We start from the raw sequence: 26,882 nt of genomic DNA, 5'->3' as shown, positions 1-26,882 counted from the left end.
GCCGCCACGGCCGGGCGCACCGGCGCGGGCAGCAGCCTGCGCCTCACGCTCGGCACGGGTGCCGGCGACCTCGCCCTTGTAGATCCACACCTTGACGCCGATGCGACCGAAGGTGGTGCGGGCCTCGTAGAAGCCGTAGTCGATGTCGGCACGCAGGGTGTGCAGCGGCACGCGACCCTCGCGGTAGAACTCGGTACGCGACATCTCGGCACCGTTCAGTCGACCCGAGCACTGGATCCGGATGCCCTTGGCGCCGGAGCGCATGGACGTCTGGATCGCCTTGCGCATGGCACGACGGAACTGGACACGACCGGAGAGCTGCTCGGCAACGCCCTGGGCGACCAGCTGAGCGTCGATCTCGGGGTTCTTGACCTCGAGGATGTTCAGCTGGACCTGCTTGCCGGTGAGCTTCTCGAGCTCGCCGCGGATGCGGTCGGCCTCGGCGCCACGACGACCGATCACGATGCCGGGACGGGCCGTGTGGATGTCCACGCGGACGCGGTCACGGGTGCGCTCGATCTCGACCTTGGAGATGCCGGCCCGCTCCATGCCCTTGGAGAGCAGCTTGCGGATCGCGACGTCTTCGCCGACGTACGACTTGTACAGCTTGTCGGCGTACCAACGGCTCTTGTGGTCCGTCGAGATGCCGAGGCGGAAGCCGTTCGGGTTGATTTTCTGCCCCATCAGGCAGTCCGTCCCTTCTTCACGGTCTTCTGCGCAGCGACGACGTCCGCCGGCTGCACAACAAGAGTGATGTGGCTGGTGCGCTTGTTGATCCGGGTGGCCCGGCCCTGCGCACGCGGGCGCCAACGCTTCATCGTCGGGCCCTCGTCGACCATCGCGGTCGCGATGACCAGGGAACCGGCGTCGAGGCCCTCGGTGGTCGTGGCGTTGGCCACGGCGCTCTCGAGGATCTTGAACACGGTCTCGGCGGCCGCCTGCGGTGCGAACTGCAGCAGCGCGAGGGCATCCTCGACGGGCAGACCACGGACCATGTCGACGACACGGCGGGCCTTCATCGGGGTGATCCGCACGAAGCGCGCGCTCGCAAAGGCACCCGGCTGGTCGCCGAGCAGCGACTCGCGACGGGCGCTGGTGCGCCTACGCTCTGTAACGCTCATTGCTCGTTATCTCCAGTACTCTTCTGGGCTCCACCGCGTCAGCGGCGGCGGCCCTTCCGGTCTTCCTTCACGTGCCCGCGGTAGGTGCGGGTCGGGGCAAATTCACCGAGCTTGTGACCGACCATCGAGTCGGAGACGAAGACGGGAACATGCTTGCGGCCGTCGTGGACGGCGATCGTGTGGCCGATCATGTCGGGCACGATCATCGACCGGCGGGACCAGGTCTTGATGACGTTGTGCGAGCCCTTGGCGTTCTCGGCGTCCACCTTCTTCTGCAGGTGGCCGTCGATGAACGGGCCCTTCTTCAGGCTACGAGGCATAGTCGATTACTTCCTACCCTTGCCGGACTTGCGGCGACGAATGATCTGGGAGTCGGAGGCCTTGCTCTTGCGAGTGCGACCCTCGGGCTTGCCCCACGGCGACACCGGGTGACGACCACCGGACGTCTTGCCCTCACCACCACCGTGCGGGTGGTCGACCGGGTTCATGACGACACCACGGACGGTCGGGCGCTTGCCCTTCCAGCGCATGCGGCCGGCCTTGCCCCAGTTGATGTTCGACTGCTCGGCGTTGCCGACCTCACCGATCGTGGCGCGGCAGCGCACGTCGACGAACCGCATCTCGCCGGAAGGCAGACGCAGCGTGGCGCGCGAGCCTTCCTTGGCGACGAGCTGGGCCGAGTTGCCGGCCGAGCGGGCGATCTTGGCGCCGCCACCGGGACGAAGCTCCACACAGTGGATCGTCGAACCGACGGGGATGTTGCGCAGCGGCAGGTTGTTGCCCGGCTTGATGTCGGCGTTGGGGCCGGCCTCGACGGCGACGCCCTGCTCCAGGCCCTTCGGCGCGATGATGTAGCGCTTCTCGCCGTCGGCGTAGTGCAGGAGCGCGATGCGCGCGGTGCGGTTGGGGTCGTACTCGATGTGAGCGACCTTGGCCGGCACGCCGTCCTTGTCGTAACGACGGAAGTCGATGACACGGTAGGCACGCTTGTGACCGCCACCCTGGTGACGCGTGGTGATGCGTCCCTGGTTGTTGCGGCCGCCCTTCTTGGGCAGCGGGCGCGTCAGCGACTTCTCCGGAGTGGTCCGGGTGATCTCGACGAAGTCGGCGACCGACGAGCCACGACGGCCCGGGGTAGTCGGCTTGTACTTGCGGATAGCCATTTTCTCTCAGTCCTCTGCTAGAAGGCGCCGGTCAGGAGACCGGGCCCCCGAAGATGTCGATGCGGTGGCCCTCAGCGAGGCTGACGATGGCGCGCTTGGTGTCCGCGCGCTTGCCCATGCCGAAACGCGTACGACGCGTCTTGCCCTGGCGGTTGATCGTGTTGACCGACGTCACCTTGACGTTGAACACCTTCTCGACCGCGATCTTGATCTCGGTCTTGTTGGCGTCGGGACGCACGACGAAGGTGTACTTGTTGGCGTCGAGGAGGGCGTAGCTCTTCTCGGACACGACCGGTGCGATCAGGATGTCGCGGGGGTCCTTGTTCAGGGTGCTCACTTGTCGTCCTCCTCAGTGGCAGCAGCCTTCTTGCCGGCCTCGACGAAGCCAGCAGCCTCGGCGTCGGCAGCGGTCTTGAACCAGACCTCGGCCACCGTGGCGTCGTACCAACGGCCACCGGGGGCGTGGTACTTCATGGAGTCCTTGTTGCCCTTGATCTCGTAGCCCTCGGGCGCCTCACCGTTCTCCAGCGGCTGTGCGCCACCGGCGTGGTCGGCGTCGTCGACGGCTGCGAAGGCCGTGACCTCGGTGGCCGGGGCCTCCGTGGTCTCGGACTCGGCGGCAACGGCCTTGACCGACTTGCCCTTCGGCGTACCGGCCACCAGGGCGTCGAACGAGCCCTTGGTGAAGACCACGTCGTCGGAGTGCAGGACGTCGTAGGTGTTGAGCTGGTCGACGGCCAGGATGTGGACGTCGGGCGCGTTGCGCAGGGACAGCCAGGTCACGTTGTCGCCACGCTCGAGCACGACCAGGAAGCGGCGGCGATCACTGAGCGAGGCCAGCGCGCCGATCGCGTCCCGGGTCGAGGGCTTGGTGCCCGAGACCAGCGACTCGACGACGTGGATGCGACCGTTGGCAGCCCGGTCGGTCAGCGCGCCCTTGAGGGCAGCAGCCTTCATCTTCTTGGGCGTGCGCTGGTCGTAGTCACGCGGCTGCGGACCGTGGACGACGCCACCGCCGGCGAACTGCGGTGCGCGGGTCGAGCCCTGACGGGCCCGGCCGGTGCCCTTCTGCTTGTAGGGCTTGCGGCCACCACCGCGCACGTCGGCGCGGGTCTTGGTGGAGTGCGTGCCCTGGCGTGCAGCGGCCTGCTGGGCCACGACGACCTGGTGGATCAGCGGGATGCTGACCTGGACGTCGAAGATCTCGGCGGGGAGGTCGACCTTGGCGACCTTCGCGTTGGTGCTCACTGGGAGACCTCCTTCTTGATCGCCGAGCGGAGGACCACGAGTCCACCCTTGGGGCCGGGAACGGCACCCTTGAGCAGCACGAGGCCCTTCTCGACGTCGACGGCGTGGACGGTGACGTTCTGGGTGGTGATCGTGTCGCCACCCATCCGGCCGGCCATGCGCATGCCCTTGAAGACACGACCCGGAGTGGCGCAGGCGCCGATCGAGCCGGGCTTGCGGTGGTTGCGGTGGGCACCGTGCGAGGCGGAGACACCGTGGAAGCCGTGACGCTTCATGACACCGGCGTAGCCCTTGCCCTTGCTGGTGCCGGTGACGTCGATCTCGTCGCCGGCGGCGAACAGCTCGGGGCTGATCTCCTGGCCGACCGAGTACGACGCGGCGTCAGCGGTCCGGATCTCGACGAGGTGACGGCGCGGCGTGACGCCGGCCTTCTCGAAGTGACCCGAGGCAGGCTTGGTGACCTTGCGTCCCTCGATCTCGCCGAAGCCGAGCTGGATGGCGTTGTAGCCATCGGTCTCGGGCTGGCGGACCTGGGTGACGACGTTGGTCGCAGCCGCGATCACGGTGACGGGGACGATCTTGTTGTTCTCGTCCCAGGTCTGGGTCATGCCCAGCTTGGTGCCCAGAAGGCCCTTGATGTTGTGTTCAGTAGTCATGACTCCCGACCTCAGAGCTTGATCTCGATGTCGACGCCGGCAGGCAGGTCGAGGCGCATGAGCGAGTCGACCGTCTTCGGCGTGGGGTCAATGATGTCGATGAGGCGCTTGTGCGTGCGCATCTCGAAGTGCTCGCGAGAGTCCTTGTACTTGTGCGGAGAGCGAATCACGCAGTACACGTTCTTCTCGGTCGGCAACGGCACCGGGCCAGCAACCTTCGCGCCCGTACGGGTCACGGTGTCAACGATCTTCCGCGCCGAGGTGTCGATCACCTCGTGGTCATAGGCCTTGAGCCTGATGCGGATCTTCTGTCCCGCCATAGGTCTCTCTCGTCCCTTGTCTCTAGTACCGCTGTGGGCACCGCGTGCAGTCTGTCTCGACACGACTCCGGGTGAAGTCGTCCCGCCGTGCTCCGCCGACCCCCGCGGTCGGGCGTGTCGCGCTGACTTCGCGCAACTTCAGCCGTGATTCCGCTGGATTTGGTGGTGGCGCCCGACGGGTTCGTCGAGCTGATCGGGTTTCCGAACCGGTGCGGCCGCACGCCAACCACCGATTCACGAACTGGAAACGCGATTCAGTAGTCAAGTTTGGTCGCACCCCGGCAACCCGCCGGAGCAACCGGACTATCTTGGCAGAGAGGACCCCGACTTACCAAATCGATTGGGCTGTGCTCCGCACAACACACCGATCAGTGGTTCGAGGCTCTCGTGGTCAAGAAGTCCAAGACCCCGAGTAGACCACGCGGACGCCCGATTCCACGATTCCGGCGGACACGGTCGCCGGGGCGCATCGGGGCACACCGGCCCTTGCGGAGTCAGAGGAGCTCCGCCTCGATGCCCTGGGCCACGAGTGCCTCCACCAGCGCGTCGTCCTCGGACATCACGGTCATCGCTCGCAGGTTCGGGAACTGCGCCGCGTCGGCGACGGACGTCAGGTCGAAGGCGCCGTCCTCCCCCGACCAGAACGGGGCGATCTGCAGGTAGATGGTGTTGCCCCCGTCCATGTGCAGCTCGGTCACCTTGTCGACGAGGTCGCTCGGCACCTCGAGCGCTTCGAAGAACGAGAGCACCTCGGGGATCGGGTCGTGGCCCTCCCCGTCGACGTCGATGTCGCGGCCCTCGAAGGACTCCACGAAGTCATGCACGTCGAACCTCGGCTCGAGGACGCCCTGGCGATACATGAGCTCGTCGACGACGGCCAGCTTGAAGCCCAGGTCAGTGAAGCGCAAGGAGGGCACCGCGGCGGGGGCCGGCTTCGACGCGGCGGGCCCGGGCTTCGGGCCGGCCGCCTTCTTCTTCGGAAGCCGGAGCTTGCTCTCGATCGAGACCCGCACGACCTGCTCGGGGAACTGGCTGTTCTCGGCCCAGGCGATGACCTCGGTCCTGCCGAGCTCGACGACGTGCAGGTGCTCGTGCCGCTTGATGGGGATCGCCGTGGCCCAGGGCACGCCGTTGACGGTCAAGGTCCCGCGGAACGGCTGATCCGGCCGTGAACGCGAGAGCTCGGCATCAGAGACGTGCACGGTCAACTGCTTGGTGTGGCTCGGCTCGGCCGCCTTGAAGTCGATCTTGGCGCTGAGCCCATACCCCTTCCAGTTGCCGACGAAGTCGCGCTCACCCAGCACCTCGTCGAGGTCGGTGAGCACGAGGGGGAAGGCGAACTCCCGTCCGTCGATGACGACGCACCGCTCCTGCAGGTCGATGTGCATCGCGTCCGTGAGTCCCATGCGATCTCCTCGTGTCATGGCCCGGGTCGGGCGGAGCCGTCATGCCCCACGGGTGTGATGCCAAACCCGGTGTCCCGCAGCGGGCCTGTTGTCTGCGTCGGCGCCTGGCTGGTCGGAGTGCGCGGGCACAGCTTCAGACCTTGCGGTAGAGCAGGTCGACCGGGGCCCGCCCTTCGGCCAGGCCACGACGCTCGAAGCGGGTCACCGGTCGATCGGCCCACCGGTCGACGACCCCGCCGGACAGAGCCGGCTCGGCGTCGAGCACCTCGACCATCTGCTCGGCGTAGTCGGCCCAGTCGGTGGCCAGGCGCCACACTCCCCCGGCCTCGAGTCGGCTGGCGACCAGGGCAGCGAAGTCGGGGGTGACCAGACGACGCTTGTGGTGGCGCTTCTTGTGCCACGGGTCGGGGAAGAACGTCCACAGCTCGGCCAGCTCCCCACCGCCCACGAGGTGCTCCATCGACCAGACCGCGTCGACGCTGCACATCCGCGCGTTGTCGACGTCCAGCTCACCCAGGCGGCCGATCGTCTCGGCCACGCCGGGGTGCCACACCTCGAAGCCGACGACGTTGTACGACGAACGCGCGGCCGCGAGTGGCGCGGTGGCCTCCCCCACGCCGCACCCGATCTCGATGATCAGCGGTCTCACGGTGGCGAACTGACCGGCCAGCGTGAAACCCGGTCGGTCGACCGACTCCTCGGCGATGACGTAGCGCTCGGCGTACGCGTCCCAGGCCTGTTGCTGCTTGGGCGTGAACCGGCTCCCCCGGCGCGAGTAGGTGAGCACCTCCCGGACCCGGCGACCGTCCTCGGTCAGCTTGTGGTGGGGGCGGGCGGGGCGAGACTGGTTCATGGCCGGGCAATCCTACGGCCGGACGGCATACTTCACACATGCCGAGCGAATCGACGCCGCGAGCGCCGGGTGACGTGCTGGTCTACCTGCGCCGGGCCCGCGATCACATCGACCGCCACTACGCGGAACCACTCGATCTCGACACCCTCGCCGGCATCGCCAGCCTGAGCAAGTTCCACTTCCTGCGACTGTTCAAGGGCACCTACGGCCGCACCCCGGTCGCCTACCTGTCCGAGCGACGCGTCGAACGGGCACAGGACCTGCTGCGTGCCACCGGCCTGACCGTCACCGAGGTCTGCCACGCGGTCGGGTTCACCAGCCTCGGATCGTTCAGCAGCCGGTTCCGGGAGCTGGTCGGCGAGACGCCGAGCGAGTTCCAGAGGCGGTACGCCGCGTCAGGGGCGCCGCGGATACCCGGGTGCTACGTGCTCATGTGGGGCCTGGCAGAGCGTCGACGTGTCCCTGAGGCCGAGTCCGCAATCGGGGAGAAGCCAGGACCGGCCGCCACGCCCTAGCGTCGTTCCCATGATCACCAACGTCTCTCTCGTCAGCGTCTGGGTCAAGGACCTCGACGAATCCCTCGCGTTCTACACCGACGTCCTCGGCTTCGAGAAGGGGGACGACGTGCAGCTCGGCCCCGACTTCCGCTGGCTGACCGTCGTCCACCCGCAGCAACCCGAGCTCCACCTGCACCTGACCACCCCGGGCGAGCCGCTGTCCCCCGAGCTCGTCGAGGCCATGCAGCGGGCGCAGGCCGACGGCGGCCTCCCGGGCGTGGGCCTCAACGTCGACGACTGCCGCAAGACCTGGGAGGAGCTCTCCGCCAAGGGCGTGGAGTTCCTCCAGGAGCCGGCTGATCGGCCCTACGGTGTCGAGGCCCTGATGCGCGACAACTCAGGGAACTGGATCGTGCTCGTCGAGCCGAAGGCGTTCGACCCGGCCTCGATGTCACTCGAGGATCTCGGCTGACGCCCCTGCCTCCTCCAGCAGGCCCGCGGCACGTGCCGGTTCGGCGTACTTCTCCGCCAGCGAGGCCGTCGTCTCGTGGGCGTTCAGGCCGCTGGGGTTGGGCACCACCCAGAGCGCGGCACCGGCAAGGAGCTCGGGCTGTCGGCCCGCGGTGGCGCGGGGCTCGCCGAACGCAGCGCGATAGGCGGTGATGCCGGCGACCGCCACGACACGTGGCCGGTGCCGGGCGACGAAACGTGTCAAGGCGTCCCCGCCCTCGCGCAGCTCGCTGCGGGTGAGCTCGTCGGCCCGGGCGCTGGCCCGACGGACCAGGTTGGTGATGCCGAGGCCGTGCTCGATCATCATCGCGCGGTCTGCGTCAGTCATGCCTGAGGCGGGGTCGATCGGGCACGGGATGATTCCGGCACGGTGAAGAGCCGGGTAGAAGCGGTTCCCCGGATGCGCGAAGTGGGTCTGGGTGGCCGCGGTCCACAGGCCGGGGTTGATACCCACGAACAGCAGGCGCAGCCCCGGGCCGACCAGGTCGGGCACCTCGACGCCTCGCATCGACTCGAGCTCGGCACGCGAGAAGCGGGGCATGGCGCCCATCCCATCAGACCATGGCTCAGACATGTGAAGGGCCCTGCACCGCGAGCGGTGCAGGGCCCTTCGGATGAAGCAGGTGAGGCTAGATCACTTGGTGATCTTGGTGACGCGACCGGCGCCAACCGTGCGGCCACCCTCGCGGATGGCGAAGCGCAGACCCTCGTCCATGGCGATGGGCTGGATCAGCTCGACGACCATCTCGGTGTTGTCACCGGGCATGACCATCTCGGTGCCCTCGGGAAGCGTCACAACGCCCGTCACGTCCGTCGTACGGAAGTAGAACTGCGGACGGTAGTTGTTGAAGAACGGCGTGTGGCGGCCGCCCTCCTCCTTCGAGAGGATGTAGACCGAGGCCTCGAAGTTGGTGTGCGGGGTCGTGGTGCCCGGCTTGATGACAACCATGCCGCGCTCGATGTCCTCGCGCTTGGTGCCACGAAGCAGCAGACCGACGTTCTCACCGGCCTGGCCCTCGTCGAGCAGCTTGCGGAACATCTCGACGCCGGTGACCGTGGACTTCTGCGAGCCCTCGCGGATGCCGATGATCTCGACCTCCTCGTTCACCTTCACGATGCCCCGCTCGATGCGGCCCGTGATGACGGTGCCGCGACCGGTGATCGTGAAGACGTCCTCGACAGGCATGAGGAACGGCTTGTCGGTCTCACGCTCGGGGGTCGGGATGGCCTCGTCGACAGCCTTCATCAGCTCGAGGATCGACTCGCCCCACTTGGCGTCGCCCTGCAGCGCCGGGAAGGCGGCAACGCGCACGACCGGGATGTCGTCGCCCGGGAACTCGTACTCGGAGAGGAGCTCGCGCACCTCCATCTCGACGAGCTCGATGAGCTCCTCGTCGTCGACCATGTCGCACTTGTTGAGCGCCACGACCAGGGCGGGCACGCCGACCTGGCGGGCGAGCAGCACGTGCTCACGCGTCTGCGGCATGGGACCGTCGGTCGCTGCGACCACGAGGATCGCACCGTCCATCTGGGCCGCACCGGTGATCATGTTCTTGATGTAGTCCGCGTGACCCGGGCAGTCAACGTGCGCGTAGTGACGCGCCTCGGTCTGGTACTCGACGTGCGCGATCGAGATCGTGATGCCGCGCTGGCGCTCTTCAGGCGCCTTGTCGATCTCGTCGAATGCGGAAGCCGCGTTCAGCTCCGGGTACGCGTCGTGCAGCACCTTGGTAATCGCCGCGGTCAGCGTCGTCTTACCGTGGTCGATGTGACCGATGGTGCCGATGTTGACGTGCGGCTTGGTCCGCTCGAACTTCGCCTTAGCCACTGTGGGCTCCTCCTGGGTTGTGTGTTTCTTGACTCGTAAATGTGGGTGGTGCTGTGCCGAGGGTCATGACGAGGTTACTCGCCGCGAACCTTCTTGATGATCTCGTCGGCGACGTTCGTGGGAACCTCGGCGTACGAGTCGAACTCCATCGAGTACGAAGCCTGACCCGAGGTCTTGGACCTCAGGTCGCCAACGTACCCGAACATCTCGGAAAGCGGCACGAGCGCATTGACGACCATGTCGCCGTGACGCTCTTCCTGTGCCTGGATCTGACCGCGACGCGAGTTGATGTCACCGATGACCGTGCCGAGGAAGCTCTCGGGGGTCGTGACCTCAACCGCGAACATCGGCTCGAGCAACACCGGCTTGGCCATGCGTGCGGCCTCCTTGAAGGCCTGGTTGCCGGCGAGCTTGAACGCGAGCTCGGACGAGTCGACGTCGTGGTAGGCGCCGTCCTCGAGCGTGAACTTCACGTCGACCATCGGGTAGCCGGCGAGAACACCGAACTCCATGGCGGCCTGGCCGCCCTGGTCCACCGACGGGATGTACTCGCGCGGCACGCGGCCACCCGAGACGTTGTTGACGAACTCGTAGCCGGCACCCGTGCCGGTCTCCGGGTCGATGTTGGGGCCGAGCGAGATGACGACCTTGGCGAACTGACCCGAACCACCGGTCTGCTTCTTGTGCGTGTAGCTGTGGTTCGTGACGTCCTTGCGGACCGTCTCGCGGTAGGCCACCTGCGGCTTGCCGACGGTCGCCTCCACGCGGAACTCGCGCTTCATGCGGTCGACGAGGATGTCCAGGTGGAGCTCGCCCATACCGGCGATGATCGTCTGACCGGTCTCTTCGTCGGTCTTGACCGTGAAGGTCGGGTCCTCGTCGGAGAGGCGCTGGATCGCGGTGCCCAGCTTCTCCTGGTCGGACTTCGTCTTCGGCTCGATGGCGACCTCGATCACCGGGGCCGGGAACGACATCGACTCCAGCACGACCGGGCTCTGCGGGTCGCTCAGCGTGTGACCGGTCTTGGTGTCCTTGAGACCCATGACCGCCACGATCTGACCGGCACCGACCGACGCGATCTCCTCGCGCTTGTTGGCGTGCATCTGGTAGACCTTGCCGATGCGCTCCTTGCGGCCGTTGACCGAGTTGAGCACGGTCGAGCCGGCCTCGAGCTTGCCGGAGTAGACGCGCACATAGATCAGCTTGCCGAGGTGCGGGTCGGTGGCGATCTTGTAGGCGAGGCCGGAGAAGGGCTCGTTGTCGGACGGCTGGCGAACGATGACCTCGTCCTCGTCCTTGACCGAGTGACCCTGGATGCCGTCGATGTCGAGCGGCGAGGGCATGAACTTCACCACGGCGTCGAGCAGGGGCTGAACGCCCTTGTTCTTGAACGCGGTGCCGAGGAGGACGGGGTTCAGCTTGTCGGCGAGCGTCGCGCGACGGATGGCCGCCTCGAGCTCCTCGACGGTGAACTCGCCCTCTTCGAGGTACTTCTCCATGATCTCGTCGTCGGCCTCGGACAGGGTCTCGAGCAGCTTGACGCGCCACTCGTTGGCCTGCTCGACCAGCTCGGCCGGGATCTCCTCGATCTCGTAGTCCTCACCGATCGTGGTCTCGCCACGCCAGGTCAGGGCACGCATGCCGATCAGGTCGACGACACCGAGGAAGTCGCCCTCGGCGCCGATCGGGATCTGCAGGACCAGCGGCGTGGAGTTGAGCCGGTCGACCATCATGTCGACGCAGTTGAAGAAGTCGGCGCCGGTGCGGTCCATCTTGTTGACGAAGCACATGCGGGGGACGGCGTACTTGTTGGCCTGGCGCCACACCGTCATGGTCTGGGGCTCGACGCCGGCAACACCGTCGAACACGGCGACGGCACCGTCGAGGACACGGAGCGAACGCTCCACCTCGGCGGTGAAGTCGACGTGACCCGGGGTGTCGATGATGTTGATCTGGTGATCCTTCCACCAGCACGTCGTCGCAGCAGACGTGATCGTGATGCCACGCTCCTGCTCCTGCTCCATCCAGTCCATCGTCGCCGAACCCTCGTGGGTGTCGCCGATCTTGTAGTTGATACCGGTGTAGAACAGGATGCGCTCGGTGGTCGTGGTCTTACCGGCATCGATGTGCGCCATGATGCCGATGTTGCGGACCTTGGTGAGGTCCGTGGTGATGTCGACAGCCACTTAAGTGATGTCCCCTCGAAAAGAGTTGGTCGCGATGACAGGCTCGAGAGCCCGGGTCACCAGCGGTAGTGAGCGAAGGCCTTGTTGGACTCGGCCATCTTGTGAGTGTCCTCGCGCTTCTTCACAGCGGCACCGAGGCCGTTGCTCGCGTCGAGGATCTCGTTCATCAGGCGCTCGGCCATCGTCTTCTCACGACGGTCCTTCGCATAGCCGACGAGCCAACGCAGCGCGAGCGTGGAGCCGCGGGTGCCCTTGACCTCGACCGGAACCTGGTAGGTCGCGCCACCGACACGGCGGGACTTGACCTCGATGGCCGGCTTGACGTTGTCGAGCGCACGCTTGAGCGTGACGACCGGGTCGGTGCCGGTCTTCTCGCGGCAACCCTCGAGCGCGGTGTAGACGATGCGCTGGGCAACCTGCTTCTTGCCGTCCATCAGCACCTTGCTGACGAGCTGGGAGACGACGGGCGAGCCGTAGACCGGGTCGACGTCGATCGGGCGCTTGGGAGCGGGACCCTTGCGAGGCATTAGCTCTTCTCCTTCTTGGCGCCGTAGCGGCTGCGGGCCTGCTTGCGGTTCTTGACGCCCTGGGTGTCGAGCGAGCCGCGAATGATCTTGTAGCGAACACCGGGGAGGTCCTTCACGCGACCGCCGCGGACGAGCACGATCGAGTGCTCCTGAAGGTTGTGGCCCACGCCCGGGATGTAGGCCGTGACCTCGACGCCGCTGGACAGGCGCACACGGGCGACCTTGCGCAGGGCGGAGTTCGGCTTCTTCGGGGTGGTGGTGTAGACGCGGGTGCAGACGCCTCGGCGCTGCGGAGACCCCTTCAGGGCAGGCGTCTTGTTCTTCGACACCTTGTCCTGGCGGCCCTTGCGGACCAACTGCTGAATGGTGGGCACCTTGGTGGTTCCCCTTCGTTTTCTCTCTCAGGACCCGACAACTTGACGGGAACGATGAACTGCGATGTGTCCGGGAGGACAGCGTGTCCGGGTGGTGCTGGCAACCCCTCGGTGGCCACCCCCGCGCTCGGGCGTGTCGGCTGTTGCCTGCGCCTCAACTACTTTCGAGCACGCACAACAGCCGGGTTGTCCCAGACACGAGGGAACACGTTACCCGCCCGCCCTGCGGGGGTCAAAACGCCAGGAGCGCCCCTGTTCATGCGCCAGAACACCGCCACCGCCAGTCCGACACCAGCCATGGTGAGCACGCCACCGATGACCAGGGTCCACCGAGCCCCGAAGGCCTCGCCGATCCAGCCGATGATCGGTGATCCGAGCGGCGTACCGCCCATCACGATGGTCATGTAGAGCGCCATCACCCGCCCGCGCAGCTGCGGATCGGACTCGAGCTGGAGCACCGAGTTGGCCGAGTTGAGCAGGGTCAGCGTGGCGAAGCCGATCAACGGCGTGACCACCACGAAGGTGAGGTACGTCGGCATCAGGCCGGCCGCGATCTCGGCGACGCCGAAGCCCAGGCCGGCCAGGACGAGCAGGCGCAGCCGGATGTGCACCCGCCGGGCCGCCATCAGGGCGCCGGCCAGGGAGCCGATCGCCATGGTCGAGCCCAGCAGGCCGAACTCACCGGCGCCCTTGCCGTAGACGTCGGTCGCCATCAAGGCGGAGGTGATCTGGAAGTTCATGCCGAAGGTGCCGGCGAAGAAGACCATGATCAGGATCAGCACCATCCGCGGCTGCCGGCGTACGTACTCGACGCCCTCGCGGAGCGCGCCCGGAGCCCGCTCGACGCGCTTCGGCGTGTGCAGGAGCGCGGTCTCCATGCGCTCCAGCTGCCAGATCACCGCGAGGTAGGAGACCGCGTTGACCAGGATCACCCAGCCGGTGGCCCACACGCCCCCACCCAGGGCTCCGATCATCAGGCCGGCCAGGCCGGGGCCGAGGATGCGGGCGGTGTTGAAGGTCGCGGAGTTGAGACCGACCGCGTTGGTCAGGTCGGTGGCGTCGACCATCTCGGAGACGAACGACTGCCGGGCCGGGGCGTCGAAGGCGGAGGCGATGCCGAAGACGAACGCGATCGCGTAGACGTGCCAGAGCTCGACCACGCCGAGCACGGTGATCAGGCCCAGCGCCAGAGCGGCGACCCCCATCGCGGCCTGGGTGACCTGCAGGAGGCGCCGCTTGTCGAAGCGGTCCGCGATCACGCCGGCGTACGGCGAGAGCAGCAGGACCGGCAGGAACTGGAGGCCGGTGGTGATGCCGAGGGCGGTGCCGCTGCCGGTGAGGACGAGCACGAGCCAGTCCTGGGCGACGCGCTGCATCCACAGGCCGACATTGGAGACGAGGCTGCCGGCGGCGTAGCGACGGAAGTTCGGGTTGTGCAGGGAGCGGAAGGTCGGACTCAACGGTGGGTCAGTCCTCCTCTGCCAGGCGTTGCAGGATCGGCGCAGCGGCACGAAGGACGGCGCGCTCGTCGGCGGTCAGGTCGGCCAGTCGCCGGGCCAGCCAGGCGTCGCGTCGGGCACGGTCGGCGACCAGCACCTCGCGACCCCGGTCGGTCAGAGCCACCACGACCTGGCGGCCGTCGGTCTCGTGCGGCCGTCGGGTCACGTATCCCTCGTCGACGAGACAGTTCACGGTGCGGGTCATCGACGGCGGCTGCACCCGCTCGCGCTTGGCGAGCTGGCCGACGGTGCACTCGCCGTGGCGGTGCAGGCAGCCCAGCACGGCCATCGTGGCGATGCTCAGCTCGTTGTCGGGGGCGCGCTCGGAGGAGAGTCTCCGACGCAGCCGCATGACCGAGAGCCGAAGCTCGGAGGCCAGTCCGGCGTTGGTGCGGGCGGCTTTCTCGACGGTCGGCATGTTCTTAGCATAGGTCATTACCTAGACTAAACAAATCCACCGAGGGTGGCTCGACCGAGGTCAGGCGTGCTTCTCCCAGCGGGCCAGCACACTGGTCGCCACCGCATGGGCCAGGTCTGCCCGGGTCATGTCGTCGTCGGGACCAAGCGTGTCGGGCAGGCCCGTCGCGTCGACCTCAAGGGTCTTGTCGTCCTTGAGGAACACGGCCACACCGTCGCCGGTCTCGTACGCCGGCAGGCCGAGGCTGGTCATGCCGACGATGTCCTGCGGGTCGTCGAGGGTCGTGCGCAGTGCTGGTGCTGCTGACACCGCCGGCCTCCGGCTCGACGAGTTCGACAACCCGGTCACCACCCTGACTGTCCCGGTCCGCTGACCCGTCGCCAGTTCGGGGTGACCCGTCGCCAGTTCGGCGAACTCACGACGGGTCGGCCCGAATTCACGACGGGTCGGCCCGAATTCACGACGGGTCAGCGGAGGAATCAGGTGAGGAGGGTGGTCAACGGGTGGATCGCGAAGTAGACGACGAAGAGCACCGTGACCACCCACATCAGCGGGTGGATCGCACGGAACTTTCCGTGCACCACCTTGAGGAACACGTAGGCGATGAATCCCGCGCCGATGCCCGCCGACACCGAATAGGTGAACGGCATGACCACGATGGTCAGGAAGGCCGGCAGCGCGATCTCCATGTCGTCCCAGTCGATCCCCTTGACCTGCTGCATCATCAGGAATCCGACCAGGATCAGGGCCGGCACGGCGGCCTCGGAGGGCACGACCTCGACCAGGGGCGCGAAGAACGTGGCCAGCAGGAACATCAACCCGGTCACGACGCTGGCCAGGCCCGTGCGCGCACCTTCGGCGACACCGGAGGCGGACTCGATGTAGGACGTGTTGCTGGAGACACCCGCGGCGCCACCGGCGGCAGCAGCCAACGAGTCGACGACCAGGATCCTGCGGGTGCCGGGCGGGGTGCCGTCCTCGTCGAGGAGGTCGGCCTCGGTGCCGATCGCGGTCATGGTGCCGAGGGTGTCGAAGAAGTCGGCGAGCAAGAGGGTGAACACGAACAGGCAAGCGACCACGATTCCGGCGTTCTGCCAGGCGCCCAACAGGTTGAAGTCGCCGAGCAGGCCGAAGTCGGGTTTGGCGATCAGGTCCTTGGGCCACTCGGGCACGGCCAGCCCCCACGCCGAGGGGTCGTAGCCACTGCCATCGGCCTGGCCGGCAGCCGGTGCGCCGTCCTCACCGAAGACCGGCAGGGCGAACGGCCCGGAGCCGCCGAGCCCGGCCAGCTTCTCGACCACGATCGCGATCAGCGTCGTGACCGCGATCGAGATCAGGATGGCGCCCTTGACGCGGCGGGCATGCAGCGCGAAGAGGAGCAGCAGGCCGAAGACGAAGACCGCCACCGGCCACCCCTGCAGCTGCCCGTCCCACCCGAGCGAGACGGGGACGGTGGTGCTGGGCAGCAGGGGCGTGCGGTGCACGAAACCGGCGTCGACGAGCCCGATCAACGTGATGAACAGACCGATGCCGACCGAGATCGCGATCTTGAGCTGAGCCGGGACCGCGTGGAAGACCGCTTCACGGAAGCCGGTGAGCACGAGCACCAGGATCACCAGACCCTCGAGGACGACCAGGCCCATCGCGTCGGCCCAGGTCATCTCCTTGGCGATCACGAACGCGACGAAGGCGTTCAGCCCCAGCCCCGTGGCCAGCGCCATCGGATAGTTGCCGACCAGGCCCATCAGGATGGTCATGACTCCGGCCACGAGCGCGGTGGCCGCCGCGATCATCGCGACGTTGCCTCCGGGGACGCTGCCGCCGCCGAGCACCTCGCCGTCGCTGTCGAAGGAGTAGCCGAGGATCAGCGGGTTCAGCACGATGATGTAGGCCATCGTGAAGAACGTGACCAGGCCACCACGCACTTCCCGGCTGATCGTCGAGCCGCGTGCCGTGATCTTGAAGAACGAGTCGATGCTCGAAGTGGCCCGAGCCTGCGCAGGTGAGTTCACGAACCGCATCGTGGCAGATTTCGGGACCGGTGTGCACTCCGCCCGGTTACGGCGATGTCACGCGGTGGACTAGGTTTCGTGCTGTGGAGCCCCAGGAACAGCCGAAGACGCACGAGATCGGCAACCGCACCTACATCGTGGCCGACGTCGACCCGCTCGACGTGGACGGCGTACGCACGCTGGAGGTCGGCACCGGCCTGTGGCTGCTCGGGTTCCTGGCCCTGCTGCCGTTCTACGGGCGGCTCTCCGACGACGGCCACCTGTGGTGGTTGTGGACCTGCATGGCCGGGTTCGGCCTGGGCCTTTTCGGCTTGGAGTTCTGCCGTCGCCGTCGCCAGGCCCGCGAGGCGGGTGCGGCCCCCTCCGCCTGAGGACGCTCCGCGGATCAGGGACCGGTGCCGGCGAGGAGCGCCTGCGTCAGATCGCCTCGACGTCGTCGATGGTGAGGGTGTCGAAGACGTGCTCGGGCCGGGGCAGCGGCTGCTGCTTCTTCGACAGCTGCGCCTCGGAGTGCGCTCCGCACCCGTGGCCCAGGGCGACGACACGGCCGTCGGCGTTGGCATTGGCGTTGGCGCACACACCGAACGTCATCGACAGCGGGCCGGCGAGACGAACGAGGAAACCGCAGGAGTAGCAGTTGGCCGGGGCCTGCAGCGCGATCGGGCTCTGCGGGCCGCCGTCGCCGTCGTACCACCGCTGCGCAGCCTGGTCACGGCCCTCGACCGAGAGGGTGCGCACCCGTCCGAGCCCGAGGTCGTCGGCGACCTGACGGAGCTGCGCCTGCTCCTGGCGGTCGAGCGGGTCGATGCCACTGTCGCCGACCAGGTACGTCGGCACGAGGCGGGCATCGTCGTCGTCCACCGGCAGCAGGTCGCCGGGCGAGAGGTCGCCCGGCTGGATGCGCTCCTTGTAGGGAAGCCAGGGTGGCGCGGTGATCGACTCGGCGCCCGGGATCAGCACGATCTCGTCGACGGTCGGAGTCTTCTGCCTCGAGGCCCTGGTCAACGTCACCGACCAGCGCCAGCCCCGGTAGCCCGGGCGGGTGCAGTCGAAGAAGTGGCTCAGGACGCGTTCCCCCTCGTCCTGATGACCGAGGTGCTCGCCGATGTCGGAAGCCGGCACGTCGGCGGCCAAGGCAGCGCGGGCCTCGTCGACGGCAGCGGCAAGGACGCTGTCGGACTTGGTTCGGGTTGTCGCGGTCACGTGCGTGATTGTGTCCCATGCGAGGACGTATTGTCTTGCCGGGTGGCGGTTGACCGGTCGACGCGGCCTAACAGGGGGACTGAAGTGGAGGGTTCGGCTCGCATGATGTCGGGGGCAACGGGCAGGATGTTCGCATGACCACACGGCCACCGGGCGATCCTCATCGCGATCCGCATCAGGAGTCACAGTGGCGCCCCGAGGGCTCCGACGGCCCACAGCCGGGGTACGACGACCCCTACGCACCGTCGGGACGCTCGGCCGGTGAGAACGCCGTCCGCTTCGCCAAGGCGACCGGGGTCGGCGCCCGCGCCGTGGCCCGTGGCACCGCCAAGGCCAGCAGGGCGACCTTCCGGGTGGCCCGCCGCGCCTCCCACGCCGAGGGCGCCGGCGACTCCGGCCTGTTCCGCCTGATCGAGCTGCACGCGTTCAACGCCGCCGGTGACACGGCGGTCGCGATCTCCCTGGCCGGCACCTTGTTCTTCCAGGTGCCCACGGGTGAGGCCCGCGGCCAGGTCGCCCTCTTCCTCGCGATGACGATGCTGCCGTTCGCCATCGTCGCCCCACTGATCGGCCCCTTCCTCGACCGCTTCAGCCACGGTCGACGCTGGGCCATCGGCAGCACGATGGCGATCCGCGCGTTCCTGTGCTGGGTGCTGGCGGCGGCGGTGGTGACCGAGTCCACGTGGCTGTTCCCGGCGGCGCTGGGTGTGCTGGTCTCCTCCAAGGCCTACGGCATCACCAAGGCCGCGGCCGCACCACGCCTGGTGCCCGAGGGCGTCACCCTGGTCAAGGCCAATGCCCGCATCGGCCTGGCCGGTGTGGTCGGCGCCGGCATCTCCGCCCCGCTGGCCGGACTTGCCGCGACCTTCGGACCCGAGTGGTCGCTGCGCTACGGATTCGTGGTCTTCATCGGAGCGACCATCCTGGCCATCCTGCTCCCCCGCAAGGTCGACTCCTCCGCCGGCGAGGCCCACCTCGAGCTCATGCCCGGCCCCTCGGCCCGGGCCAACCCGCAGCGCCAGAGCATGCGCATCCCGGCCCCGGTCGCCTTCGCGCTCCGCGCCAACTGCGGTCCACGCTTCCTCTCCGGGTTCCTCACCATGTTCATGGCATTCCTGCTGCGTGAGAACCCCATCGACGGCTGGGAACACAGACAGGCGATGCTGCTCGGCGTGGTGATCGGGGCGGCCGGGCTCGGCAACACCCTGGGCATCTTCCTCGGCTCGATCCTGAAGAAGGTGAACCCGGCCGTCACCGTGGTGGTGGCCCTGGTCGCGGACGCCGCGATGGCGCTGCTGGCTGCCCTGTTCTACGGGCTGATACCGCTGGTCGCGCTCGGGCTCACCGCGGGGCTCTCCCAGTCCCTGGCCAAGCTCTCCCTCGACTCCACGATCCAGACCCACGTGCACGAGCGGGTCCAGACCAGCGCGTTCGCCCGCTCCGACACCATGCTCCAGCTGGCCTGGGTGGTCGGCGGGTTCGTGGGCATCGCCATGCCGCTGATCCCGCGGCTCGGCCTGGGCGTCGGCTTCGGCGTGCTCGCCGCGTGGGCCGTCTTCGTGCTCGTCGTGCGCGGAGGACCGACCCGTCGTCCACGTCCGCCGTACCCCCAGCAGCCGCAGACGGTGCCCGGCGACGCCTACTGAGGCGCGACCCGCATCTGGGTGCGATCACTGAAGGGTTTCGCGCAGCATCTGCGTGAAACCCTTCAGTGATCGCCCTACCTGTTCAGAGCTCGAGCTCGTCCGCGAGTGCGCGCAGCAGCTTCGCGGTCGGCTTCGCGGTCCTGGCCTCGGGGTGCCGGCCGCGGCGGTAGCCCTCGCCGACGTCGTCGAGCAGCCGGATGAGGTCCTCGACGATCGTGGACATCTCTTCGGGACTCTTGCGCTGCGCCTTGGACTTGTTGCGGGCCACCGAGACCGGGGCGTCGACCAGCCGCACCTGGAGTGCCTGGTCGCCCTTGCGTCCCTGGGCGATGCCGAACTCGACCTTGGTTCCGGCCTTCAGGTTGGTCACGCCCTCGGGAAGCGCCTCGGCGCGCACGTAGACGTCGGGCCCGTCGGTCTGGGAGAGGAACCCGAAGCCCTTCTCGGCGTCGTACCACTTGACCTTGCCAGTAGGCACTGGAGGCCCCTTCCTGATGGCGCTCGCTGGCGCGCTGTCTGATCGTGCTGACTCGTGCGGCCCGTCGCAGGCCGCACACTCGTGCCTGCGGAGCCTATGTCGCGTCCTCACCCGATGCCAACGCCAAGGCCAGGTGACCCTCCAGCCAGGCCGGAAACTCGGTCAGGTCGGCGAGTACGACGTGCGTGCCGGCGGCCTCGAGCTCGTCGCGGGTGCAGCCGCCGGTGAGCACCGAGACGCTCGTGACCCCGGCGGCCAGGGCGCCCTCAACGTCGTGGACGTGGTCGCCGACGTAGACGCTCGCGCCCTTCTCGCGCAGCACGGCAGCCTTGCCGACACCCCAGACCTCGCCCTCCAGATGGTCGACCTCGAAGCCCAGGTGGTCGAGGTGCAGCTGCGCATTGGCGGTGAACTTGCCGGTCACGACCACACTGCTGCCCCCGAGACGACGTACGGCGGCCAACGCCGCATGGGCGCCCGGGAACGCGAGTGTCTCGATGATCGCGGTGGTCGGGTAGAGCTCGCGGAACCGGTCGACGACCGCATCGATCCGCTCCGAGGGCACGTAGTCCTCGAGCATCATCGACAGGGGCGGGCCGAGCTTGGAGGTGAGCTCGACGACCGGGAAGTCGACGCCCAGCTCGTCACCGAGCACGACCAGCGTCGCGGCAAAGCCCGGAACCGTGTCGATCAGGGTCATGTCCAGGTCGAAACCGACCACAGGGCCTGTCATGTGTGACAGCCTAGGTGGTGGTGCACGGCCGCCTGTGGAGACGGAATTGAAAACCCGTTCCCAGTGCTGTCACCATGGGGGTTTCGGTAACTGCTGCGACATGTGGGAACTGTGATGCGACGCGTTCTACTGGGCTCTGCCCTGGCCGGGGTGACGCTGCTCGCTGCCCTGATGCCGGTCGGCTCGCCCGCGTCCGCCACGGACGACGACGCCGAGCTCTTCCTGATCACGCTCAGCGGCCCCGGTTCGGCGGGCTACCGCGGCGACCTGTCCGCCACCGACTATCGCACGTCGATGCGAGAGCGCCAGGACGCCACGCTGGAGCGGCTCGGAGCCGGCGAGCCGACGTACCGGTGGACGACGGCGCTCAACGGCCTCGCCGTCGAGCTCACCCCCGACCAGGCCCGGCTCGCGCACACCCTGCCCGACGTGGCCCTGCTCGAACGCGACGACATCCACACGCTGGCCGGGGCGCCCGCGGTTGCGACGCAGGGCAGCGTCACGTCCGACGCAGCCGCCGACGCCTCCGGGGGCCGTGGCACCGTGATCGGGGTCGTCGACAGCGGCATCTCCCCCGACACCCCTGCCCTCGTCTCGACCACGTCCCTGGGCGAGACCCCCACCGACTTCCACGGCACCTGCACGGCTGCTGCGTCGTGGGCCTCCAGCGACTGCAACGGCAAGCTCGTCTCGGCCACCTGGTTCGTCGACGGGTTCGGCGCCGACCGCCTGCGTTCGGAGTCCGAGCTGTCGCCGCGCGACGACTCCGGCCACGGCACCCAGGTCGCCTCGGTGGCGGCCGGCAATGCCAAGGTCACCGCCCTGTCCTCCGGCCGCACCTTCGGCACCTTCTCCGGCACGGCACCCGATGCCCGGCTGGCGATCTACAAGGCCTGCTGGTCGGCGCCCGACCCCGCCGACGACGGGTGCTCCAGCGCCGACCTGGTCAGCGCCGTCGATCGCGCCGTGCACGACCGGGTCGACGTGCTCAACCTCTCGGTCGTCTCGAACTCCGACGGCGCCCCCGACACGCTTGACCTGGCCCTGCTCGGCGCCGCGGAGCGCGACATCTTCGTGGCCACCGCGGCCGGCAACGACGCCCGCACCTCGGGCTACCAGCAGCCGTGGACGACCACGGTCGGCGCCAGCACGGGGCCGAATCGCACCGGGGCCCTCCGGCTCGGTTCGGGTGACGAGATCACCGGCATCCTCACCGCCCGACGCCTGCCCGATCGCGCCGCGGTGATCCGGGCCTCCGACGTGCCGGCCCCGGGGCACAGCCGGGCCGACGCGCGGTTGTGCCGCCCGGGCGCCCTCGACGCGGCCGGGGTCGCCGACAAGATCGTGCTCTGCGAGCGCGGCGTGATCGCGCGCGTCGACAAGTCGGCTGCCGTGCACCTGGCCGACGGCGTCGGAATGGTGTTGGTCAACGCGGCCGGCGAGAGCCTCAGCGCCGACTTCCACTCCGTCCCCACCTTGCATGTCGATGCCGCTGAGGGTGCCCGGCTCCGTCGCGCACTTCAAGGACCGGGCACCGTGCGCGGACAACTCGTCCACACGCCTGAGGGCGCCGGCGCTCCCGCCGTGCTCCCTTGGTCGAACCACGGGTCGGCCCGCGCCGGCACCGTCAAGCCCGACCTGGTGGCACCGGGCTTCGGTCTGCTCGCGGCCACCTCGCCGGTGGCCGGCAACGGCAACTGGGAACTGCTCAGCGGCACGTCGGCGGCGACCGCCCGGGTCAGTGGCCTGGCCGCGAGGTTGCGCGCCGACCACCCCGACTGGTCGGCCAACCGGGTCCGGTCGGCGCTGATGACCAGCGCCCGCCAGGCCGCGCACCGGCCCACGGCGCTGCGCCAGGGCGCCGGCATCGCACGTGGCGCCGAGACCAGCACCCGCCCGGGACTGGTCTTCGACCTCGCTCCCTCGGCCTATCGCCGCGCCCTGGACGCCGGGCGCGAGACGTCGCGGCTCAACCTGCCCTCGGCTCAGCGTCGGGTGCCGGCCCGCGGCACGGTGATCACCCGCAGCGTCACCAACGTCGGCAAGCGCGCGATGTACTACTCATCCTCGGCCCGTGGCTTCGCCACGCATCACGTGCACGTGCTGCCCGCCGCGATCAAGATCGCTCCGGGTGAGACGCGTGACTTCCACGTCGTCGTACGCCGTTCCGGGCCGCAGCGCAGCGTGGCCGACAGCGGGTCGGTGACCTGGCGTGGCGCCAACGGCACCACCGTGCGCATCCCGGTCCTGTTGACCCGCTGACCCGTCGTGAGTTCGGGCCGACCCGTCGCCAGTTCGGGCCGACCCGTCGCCAGTTCGCGCGACCTGGCGACGGACTGGCGACGGGTCTCAGGTCACGCGTCGCGGGTCTTGAAGCTGAACAGGCTGAGCGCCATCACGGCCGCGGTGATGCCGCCGAAGATGATGAACGCGCCCCAGGCGCTCAGCGGGTTGCCGAACAGGCCGTCGCCCGGGTCGAAGCCACCGGTCAGGCTCCAGTCCTGGATGATTCGACCACCGGCGTTGAACGGCAGGAACCGGGCCGAGTCGTCGACGCCCGGGTTGAAGATGCCGAAGATCGCCAGCATGGCCCGCAGCAGGGTCTCGACCCCGAGCGGCCACAGGTAGAGCAGTACCAGGGCGAAGGTCTGGTGACGGATCAGCTCGGTCACCGCCATCACCAGCCAGGTCAGCAGCACCGTGTAGACCATCCGCTGGACGATGGAGATCCCCAGTTCGGGCCAGTCGTAGTGGAAGTCGAGACTGCCGAACCACAGCAGCGTGCACATCAGCGACAGCACGTTGGCCACCAGCACCGCACCGGCCACCCAGGCTCCGACGGTGATGAACTTGGCGCTCCACACCGAGGTCCGGTCCGGGACAGCGGTCAGGGTGGCCCGGATCATGCCGTGGCGGTATTCGTGACCCCACGACAAGATGCCGAGGATCGCGATCGCGTAGGCGATCAGGTAGAAGACCGGGTCGACGTTCGAGAACTGCGTCATGCCGGCCTCGAGGAAGAACTGGGAGTCCTTCTTGCTCACGTCGCCCTTGAGCTCGGTAGGGATGTTGAGCCGGATCAGCATGGCGACCACGAACGTGAAGCCGGCGCTGACCACGACCGAGATGCCGGTGATCCACCACGTCGAGCGGAGGGTGGTCAGCCGGGCCCACTCATACCTCAGTGCCGCGGTCATGCCTGCCCTCCTGCGTTCTCGTCGCCACCGTCACGGGGAGCCTGTGCCGGCGGTTGTGCCCATTGACCGGGTTGGGCCTGAGGCTGTCCGTACGGCGCCTGTTGTTGCGGTTGCTGCGGTCCGCCGTACGGTGCCTGTGGCTGACCGTAGGGCTGCTGACCAGGGGCCTGTTGGGGCTGTTGGGGCTGTTCGCCGTAGGGCTGCTGCCCAGGGGCCTGTTGGGGCTGTTGGCCGTAGGGCTGCTGGGGTGGCCGGGGGGCCAGGGCGTGCGCCTGGTACTCCTCGGAGCCACCGGTGAGCTCGAGGAACGCGTCCTCGAGGCTGGCCTGCACCGTGGACAGCTCGTGGAGCCGGATCTGGTTGTCGAAGGCCATGTCGCCGATGTCGTCGGCGCTCAGACCGACCACCGAGAGCTCGCCGGGTGCGACCGCCTGGACCGATCCCTGACCGGCGAGCCGCTGGCCGATCAACCCGGCCAGGTCGTGGGCCTGCGGGGTGCGCACCTTGATGTGGTTCGCGCTGCTCTGCTTGGTGAACTCCGCGACCGGACCGTTCGCGATCATCCGGCCGCGCCCGATCACGACCAGCTCGTCGGCCATCAGTGCCATCTCGCTGAGCAGGTGGCTGGAGACGAAGACCGAGCGGCCCTCGGAGGCGAGGTTCTTGAGCATGTCTCGCATCCAGCGGATGCCCTGCGGGTCGAGGCCGTTGGCCGGCTCGTCCAGGATCAGCGTGTGCGGGTTGCCCAGCAGCGCGGCGGCCAGGCCGAGGCGCTGGCCCATGCCCAGTGAGAAGGTGCCCGGCTCCTTGCCCGCCACGTCGGAGAGACCCACCATGCCGAGCACCTCGTCCACCCGGGTGTCGGGAATCCGGTTGGGCGCCGCGATCATGCGCAGGTGGTTGCGCGCCGTGCGGGTCGGGTGGAACGGCTTGGCCTCCAGCAACGCGCCGACATGCTGCATCGGAACGTCGTACGCCGCGAACGGGTGACCGTCGAACGTGCACGTGCCGTGACCGTTGTCGAGACCGAGCATCAGGCGCATGGTGGTCGACTTGCCGGACCCGTTGGGCCCCAGGAAGCCGGTCACCGTCCCGGGTCGGACGTCGAACGACAGGTTGTTCACGGCGGTCTTGCCCTTGTAGGCCTTGCCGAGCCCTCGGGCCTGGATCACAGCCATCGGCAGATCTCCTCGGTCATGGTCAATCAGTCCTCTCTGGACACCTTCATCTGGCGATCACCGAAGACGACCCGGTCACCGTCGACCAGCGTCGCAGGGCGACCGGCACTCAGTTCGCGGGACACGCCCTTGCGGACCAGCAGTGACCCGTTGGTGGATCCTCTGTCCGTCACCACCAGTGCCCCGTCGGAGGCAAGGTGAAACTGCGCGTGGGTCTTGGAGATCGACATGTCCTCCGACCGGAGGGGTACGACGTGCCGCACCGGCTCTCCGGGGCGGGCGACCGGTTGGCGTCCGACGATGCCGAGGCCCTCGACCAGGAAGCTCTCGCCGGTGTCGAAGGTGACCCGCCACGCGATCGGAGGACGGACGGTCGCACGCGGTCTTGCGCCCGGTCGATCGGGCCCCCCTCCGGTGACGGTGTGCTCGTTGGCAGGGCGTCCCGGGGATCCGTTTCCCGGGGGTCCGTTTCCCGCAGGTGAGGACACGGGCCGCAACGGGGCGCGCGGTGTCTGGGGAGGCGGGGCCTGGTGGGCCTGGGCCTGGTGGGCCTGGGCCTGGTGGGCCTGGGTCTGGTGAGCCTGGCCCTGGGGAACCTGGAGCTGCGGAAGCGGCGTCCGTTGAGGCTGCGGGGCGGAGAGCACGGTCGAGTCGTCGGCGTCCGGCCCCTCGGTCGGCCCTTCGGTCGGCCCTTCGGTCGGCGGAGCCAGTGGCGCATTCACCGGCGGCGCCGGCACCACGGGTGCAGTCGGCTGGCGCACCGGCATCAGTCTCATCGCGGTCAGGTTGACCACGTGTCGCGGTCGTTCGTCGGCGGTGGCCACCTCGACCGGCACCGGTCGCACGTCAATCACCAGGGATCCGGTCACGTGATCGTGCCATCCGCGGCGCTCGCGGGTGCGGTCCTCGACCGCGGTCCACGCGAGCATGGCCAACCCCAGCCCGAACATCGGAATCGAACCGAGACCGACAATGAGTGATCGCACCAGCGCACGACCGAATCCGATCGGCCCGCCACCGTCGTGCGAGACCACCCGGAGACCGAGCAACGCCTTGCCTGGAGAGGTGCCCTTGGCTCCCAGTGCCACGACGAACCCCAGGCTCACCACCACCACGGTCGCCACGATGATGCCGATCCCGGCCCACGGGAGGTCCTCCCGGAAGCACCACCACCACGCGGCCACGGCCGCGCCGACGTAGAGCGTCCACGCAATGGCACGGTCGACGACGAACGCCTGGAAACGCCGTTCCGGCTCCGCGACGGGCGCGCTCTCGGGGGTGGGGGGCATGGCGGCGGAGGCCGTCAGAGGCTGGTGACCTGGATCGTGACTCCGTCACCGAGGTCGATCACCGATCCGGGCAGGAGTTGGACGGCGATGCCGGGCTGGAGGTCTTCGGGTGCGAAACCGGGCTGGGTGAGCACGGTGCCGTTCGTGGAGCCCATGTCGGTCACGATGGCGCTGCCGTGGTCGACACCGGACCCGGGGCGCACCTCGAGGTGGGTCGAGGAGATCTCCTGGTTCGGACTGGGCACGGTGACCAGACGTGGCTGGTCGGTCGAGGTGAAGCGACGTGCTTCGGGCGCCCGGCCGACCAGGACCGCGCGGTCGACGTCGATGGTCTCGCCACTGGAGAAGACCAGTCGGGCCACCGGCTGCGCGGTGACGCTGGGGGCCTGCGGCTGGCCGGGGATGCCGGGGTGCTGGCGCGCGAAGTGGTCGGCGCTGTAGCCGCCGGCGACGGTGTTGCCGTCGTGCTCGACGCCGTCACCGGTCGCCTGGTTGGCCGCCGGGGCGTCCGGGGCCGGCTGGCCCCAGGTCGGGGGCTCG

Annotated in this window: 31 protein-coding genes; 5 read left to right on the top strand and 26 right to left on the bottom strand. The window is 68.4% G+C overall.

Going from position 1 to position 26,882, the window contains the following annotated elements; translation table 11 throughout:
- The 10 genes from rpsC to trmB all read right to left on the bottom strand — a co-directional run.
- On the bottom strand, positions 1–684 hold a 684-nt coding region (gene rpsC / locus NJ4_RS22425; protein ID WP_067440783.1), incomplete at its 3' end, for a 30S ribosomal protein S3.
- Positions 684–1,121, bottom strand: coding sequence for a 50S ribosomal protein L22 (rplV, locus tag NJ4_RS22420; protein WP_082749053.1), 438 nt, complete (start codon positions 1,119–1,121; stop codon positions 684–686). The genes rpsC and rplV, both read right to left, overlap by 1 nt.
- A 38-nt stretch (positions 1,122–1,159) precedes the next feature.
- Positions 1,160–1,441: a 30S ribosomal protein S19 gene (gene rpsS, locus NJ4_RS22415; protein WP_067440777.1), complete on the bottom strand. Its 282-nt coding sequence runs from the start codon at positions 1,439–1,441 to the stop codon at positions 1,160–1,162.
- A 6-nt stretch (positions 1,442–1,447) separates the two neighbouring features.
- On the bottom strand, positions 1,448–2,284 hold the full coding sequence (rplB, locus tag NJ4_RS22410) for a 50S ribosomal protein L2 (RefSeq protein WP_067440774.1): 837 nt from the start codon (positions 2,282–2,284) through the stop codon (positions 1,448–1,450).
- A 31-nt stretch (positions 2,285–2,315) separates the two neighbouring features.
- Positions 2,316–2,621, bottom strand: a complete 306-nt coding sequence (gene rplW / locus NJ4_RS22405; RefSeq protein WP_056681776.1) for a 50S ribosomal protein L23 — start codon at positions 2,619–2,621, stop codon at positions 2,316–2,318.
- Positions 2,618–3,532, bottom strand: a complete 915-nt coding sequence (gene rplD / locus NJ4_RS22400; protein WP_067440771.1) for a 50S ribosomal protein L4, sunset domain variant — start codon at positions 3,530–3,532, stop codon at positions 2,618–2,620. Before rplD ends, rplW begins: the two co-directional genes overlap by 4 nt.
- Entirely contained in the window at positions 3,529–4,188 is a 660-nt protein-coding gene (gene rplC / locus NJ4_RS22395; protein WP_067440768.1) for a 50S ribosomal protein L3, read from the bottom strand. Before rplC ends, rplD begins: the two co-directional genes overlap by 4 nt.
- Before the next feature lie 11 nt (positions 4,189–4,199).
- Positions 4,200–4,508: a 30S ribosomal protein S10 gene (rpsJ, locus tag NJ4_RS22390; protein ID WP_008360994.1), complete on the bottom strand. Its 309-nt coding sequence runs from the start codon at positions 4,506–4,508 to the stop codon at positions 4,200–4,202.
- A 494-nt stretch (positions 4,509–5,002) separates the two neighbouring features.
- The gene (locus NJ4_RS26460) at positions 5,003–5,914 is read right to left on the bottom strand and encodes a DUF6892 domain-containing protein (protein WP_067440765.1); all 912 of its coding nucleotides are present in this window, start codon (positions 5,912–5,914) and stop codon (positions 5,003–5,005) included.
- Between the two features lie 133 nt (positions 5,915–6,047).
- Complete coding sequence (gene trmB / locus NJ4_RS22380) at positions 6,048–6,767, bottom strand: tRNA (guanosine(46)-N7)-methyltransferase TrmB (protein WP_067440762.1); 720 nt, start codon at positions 6,765–6,767, stop codon at positions 6,048–6,050.
- 38 nt (positions 6,768–6,805) lie between these two features.
- Between trmB and NJ4_RS22375 the strand changes: the two genes are divergently transcribed.
- Positions 6,806–7,282 carry a helix-turn-helix domain-containing protein gene (locus NJ4_RS22375; RefSeq protein WP_067440759.1) on the top strand — a complete coding sequence of 159 codons (477 nt, stop codon included), beginning with the start codon at positions 6,806–6,808 and terminating at the stop codon, positions 7,280–7,282.
- Between the two features lie 10 nt (positions 7,283–7,292).
- Positions 7,293–7,736: a VOC family protein gene (locus tag NJ4_RS22370; protein ID WP_067440756.1), complete on the top strand. Its 444-nt coding sequence runs from the start codon at positions 7,293–7,295 to the stop codon at positions 7,734–7,736.
- On the opposite strand, the gene NJ4_RS22365 is transcribed toward NJ4_RS22370, so the two are convergent.
- The 9 genes from NJ4_RS22365 to NJ4_RS22325 form a co-directional block, all read right to left on the bottom strand.
- On the bottom strand, positions 7,716–8,315 hold the full coding sequence (locus tag NJ4_RS22365) for a mismatch-specific DNA-glycosylase (protein WP_217996962.1): 600 nt from the start codon (positions 8,313–8,315) through the stop codon (positions 7,716–7,718). The genes NJ4_RS22370 and NJ4_RS22365 overlap by 21 nt on opposite strands.
- 93 nt (positions 8,316–8,408) lie before the next feature.
- Positions 8,409–9,602, bottom strand: coding sequence for an elongation factor Tu (tuf, locus tag NJ4_RS22360; protein WP_067440750.1), 1,194 nt, complete (start codon positions 9,600–9,602; stop codon positions 8,409–8,411).
- A gap of 74 nt (positions 9,603–9,676) precedes the next feature.
- Positions 9,677–11,737, bottom strand: coding sequence for an elongation factor G (fusA, locus tag NJ4_RS22355; RefSeq protein ID WP_407668091.1), 2,061 nt, complete (start codon positions 11,735–11,737; stop codon positions 9,677–9,679).
- Positions 11,738–11,844: 107 nt separating this feature from the next.
- A complete protein-coding gene (gene rpsG, locus NJ4_RS22350) occupies positions 11,845–12,315 on the bottom strand; it encodes a 30S ribosomal protein S7 (protein WP_056681804.1) in 471 nt (156 codons plus the stop codon).
- Entirely contained in the window at positions 12,315–12,689 is a 375-nt protein-coding gene (gene rpsL, locus NJ4_RS22345) for a 30S ribosomal protein S12 (protein WP_056681807.1), read from the bottom strand. Before rpsL ends, rpsG begins: the two co-directional genes overlap by 1 nt.
- 158 nt (positions 12,690–12,847) lie before the next feature.
- Complete coding sequence (locus tag NJ4_RS22340; protein ID WP_067440744.1) at positions 12,848–14,149, bottom strand: MFS transporter; 1,302 nt, start codon at positions 14,147–14,149, stop codon at positions 12,848–12,850.
- 7 nt (positions 14,150–14,156) lie between these two features.
- A complete protein-coding gene (locus NJ4_RS22335) occupies positions 14,157–14,606 on the bottom strand; it encodes a MarR family transcriptional regulator (RefSeq protein ID WP_245644675.1) in 450 nt (149 codons plus the stop codon).
- Between the two features lie 60 nt (positions 14,607–14,666).
- Positions 14,667–14,915 carry a hypothetical protein gene (locus tag NJ4_RS22330; RefSeq protein ID WP_067440738.1) on the bottom strand — a complete coding sequence of 83 codons (249 nt, stop codon included), beginning with the start codon at positions 14,913–14,915 and terminating at the stop codon, positions 14,667–14,669.
- A gap of 170 nt (positions 14,916–15,085) precedes the next feature.
- Entirely contained in the window at positions 15,086–16,627 is a 1,542-nt protein-coding gene (locus NJ4_RS22325; protein WP_067440735.1) for an NCS2 family permease, read from the bottom strand.
- 74 nt (positions 16,628–16,701) lie between these two features.
- Here NJ4_RS22325 and NJ4_RS22320 point away from each other — a divergent pair, with 74 nt between their 5' ends.
- Positions 16,702–16,989, top strand: a complete 288-nt coding sequence (locus NJ4_RS22320; RefSeq protein WP_245644673.1) for a DUF2530 domain-containing protein — start codon at positions 16,702–16,704, stop codon at positions 16,987–16,989.
- Between the two features lie 46 nt (positions 16,990–17,035).
- Here the strand turns inward: NJ4_RS22320 and NJ4_RS22315 are convergent, their stop codons facing one another.
- Positions 17,036–17,821: a DUF3027 domain-containing protein gene (locus NJ4_RS22315; protein WP_157551295.1), complete on the bottom strand. Its 786-nt coding sequence runs from the start codon at positions 17,819–17,821 to the stop codon at positions 17,036–17,038.
- Positions 17,822–17,955: 134 nt separating this feature from the next.
- Here NJ4_RS22315 and NJ4_RS22310 point away from each other — a divergent pair, with 134 nt between their 5' ends.
- Positions 17,956–19,467, top strand: coding sequence for an MFS transporter (locus NJ4_RS22310; protein WP_082749051.1), 1,512 nt, complete (start codon positions 17,956–17,958; stop codon positions 19,465–19,467).
- Positions 19,468–19,549: 82 nt separating this feature from the next.
- On the opposite strand, the gene NJ4_RS22305 is transcribed toward NJ4_RS22310, so the two are convergent.
- Together NJ4_RS22305 and NJ4_RS22300 are read right to left on the bottom strand one after the other, a co-directional pair.
- Positions 19,550–19,945, bottom strand: coding sequence for a cold-shock protein (locus tag NJ4_RS22305; protein WP_067440732.1), 396 nt, complete (start codon positions 19,943–19,945; stop codon positions 19,550–19,552).
- 94 nt (positions 19,946–20,039) lie between these two features.
- Positions 20,040–20,678, bottom strand: coding sequence for an HAD family hydrolase (locus tag NJ4_RS22300; RefSeq protein WP_067440729.1), 639 nt, complete (start codon positions 20,676–20,678; stop codon positions 20,040–20,042).
- Between the two features lie 114 nt (positions 20,679–20,792).
- Between NJ4_RS22300 and NJ4_RS22295 the strand changes: the two genes are divergently transcribed.
- On the top strand, positions 20,793–22,940 hold the full coding sequence (locus NJ4_RS22295; protein ID WP_082749050.1) for a S8 family serine peptidase: 2,148 nt from the start codon (positions 20,793–20,795) through the stop codon (positions 22,938–22,940).
- Between the two features lie 92 nt (positions 22,941–23,032).
- On the opposite strand, the gene NJ4_RS22290 is transcribed toward NJ4_RS22295, so the two are convergent.
- From NJ4_RS22290 to NJ4_RS22275, 4 genes are all read right to left on the bottom strand, one after another.
- A complete protein-coding gene (locus NJ4_RS22290; protein WP_067440723.1) occupies positions 23,033–23,875 on the bottom strand; it encodes an ABC transporter permease subunit in 843 nt (280 codons plus the stop codon).
- Positions 23,872–25,053 carry an ATP-binding cassette domain-containing protein gene (locus tag NJ4_RS22285; protein ID WP_082749049.1) on the bottom strand — a complete coding sequence of 394 codons (1,182 nt, stop codon included), beginning with the start codon at positions 25,051–25,053 and terminating at the stop codon, positions 23,872–23,874. The genes NJ4_RS22290 and NJ4_RS22285 overlap by 4 nt, the downstream gene beginning before the upstream one ends.
- 26 nt (positions 25,054–25,079) lie before the next feature.
- Positions 25,080–26,342, bottom strand: a complete 1,263-nt coding sequence (locus tag NJ4_RS22280) for an RDD family protein (RefSeq protein ID WP_067440720.1) — start codon at positions 26,340–26,342, stop codon at positions 25,080–25,082.
- Positions 26,343–26,356: 14 nt separating this feature from the next.
- Positions 26,357–26,882 (bottom strand): FHA domain-containing protein (locus NJ4_RS22275; protein ID WP_157551294.1); only part of this gene is annotated, 526 nt, incomplete at its 5' end.

Source organism: Nocardioides jensenii JCM 1364 = NBRC 14755, from assembly GCF_001552535.1.
GTDB classification, from domain to species: domain Bacteria; phylum Actinomycetota; class Actinomycetes; order Propionibacteriales; family Nocardioidaceae; genus Nocardioides; species Nocardioides jensenii.
This window is presented reverse-complemented; position numbering and strand designations above follow the sequence as displayed.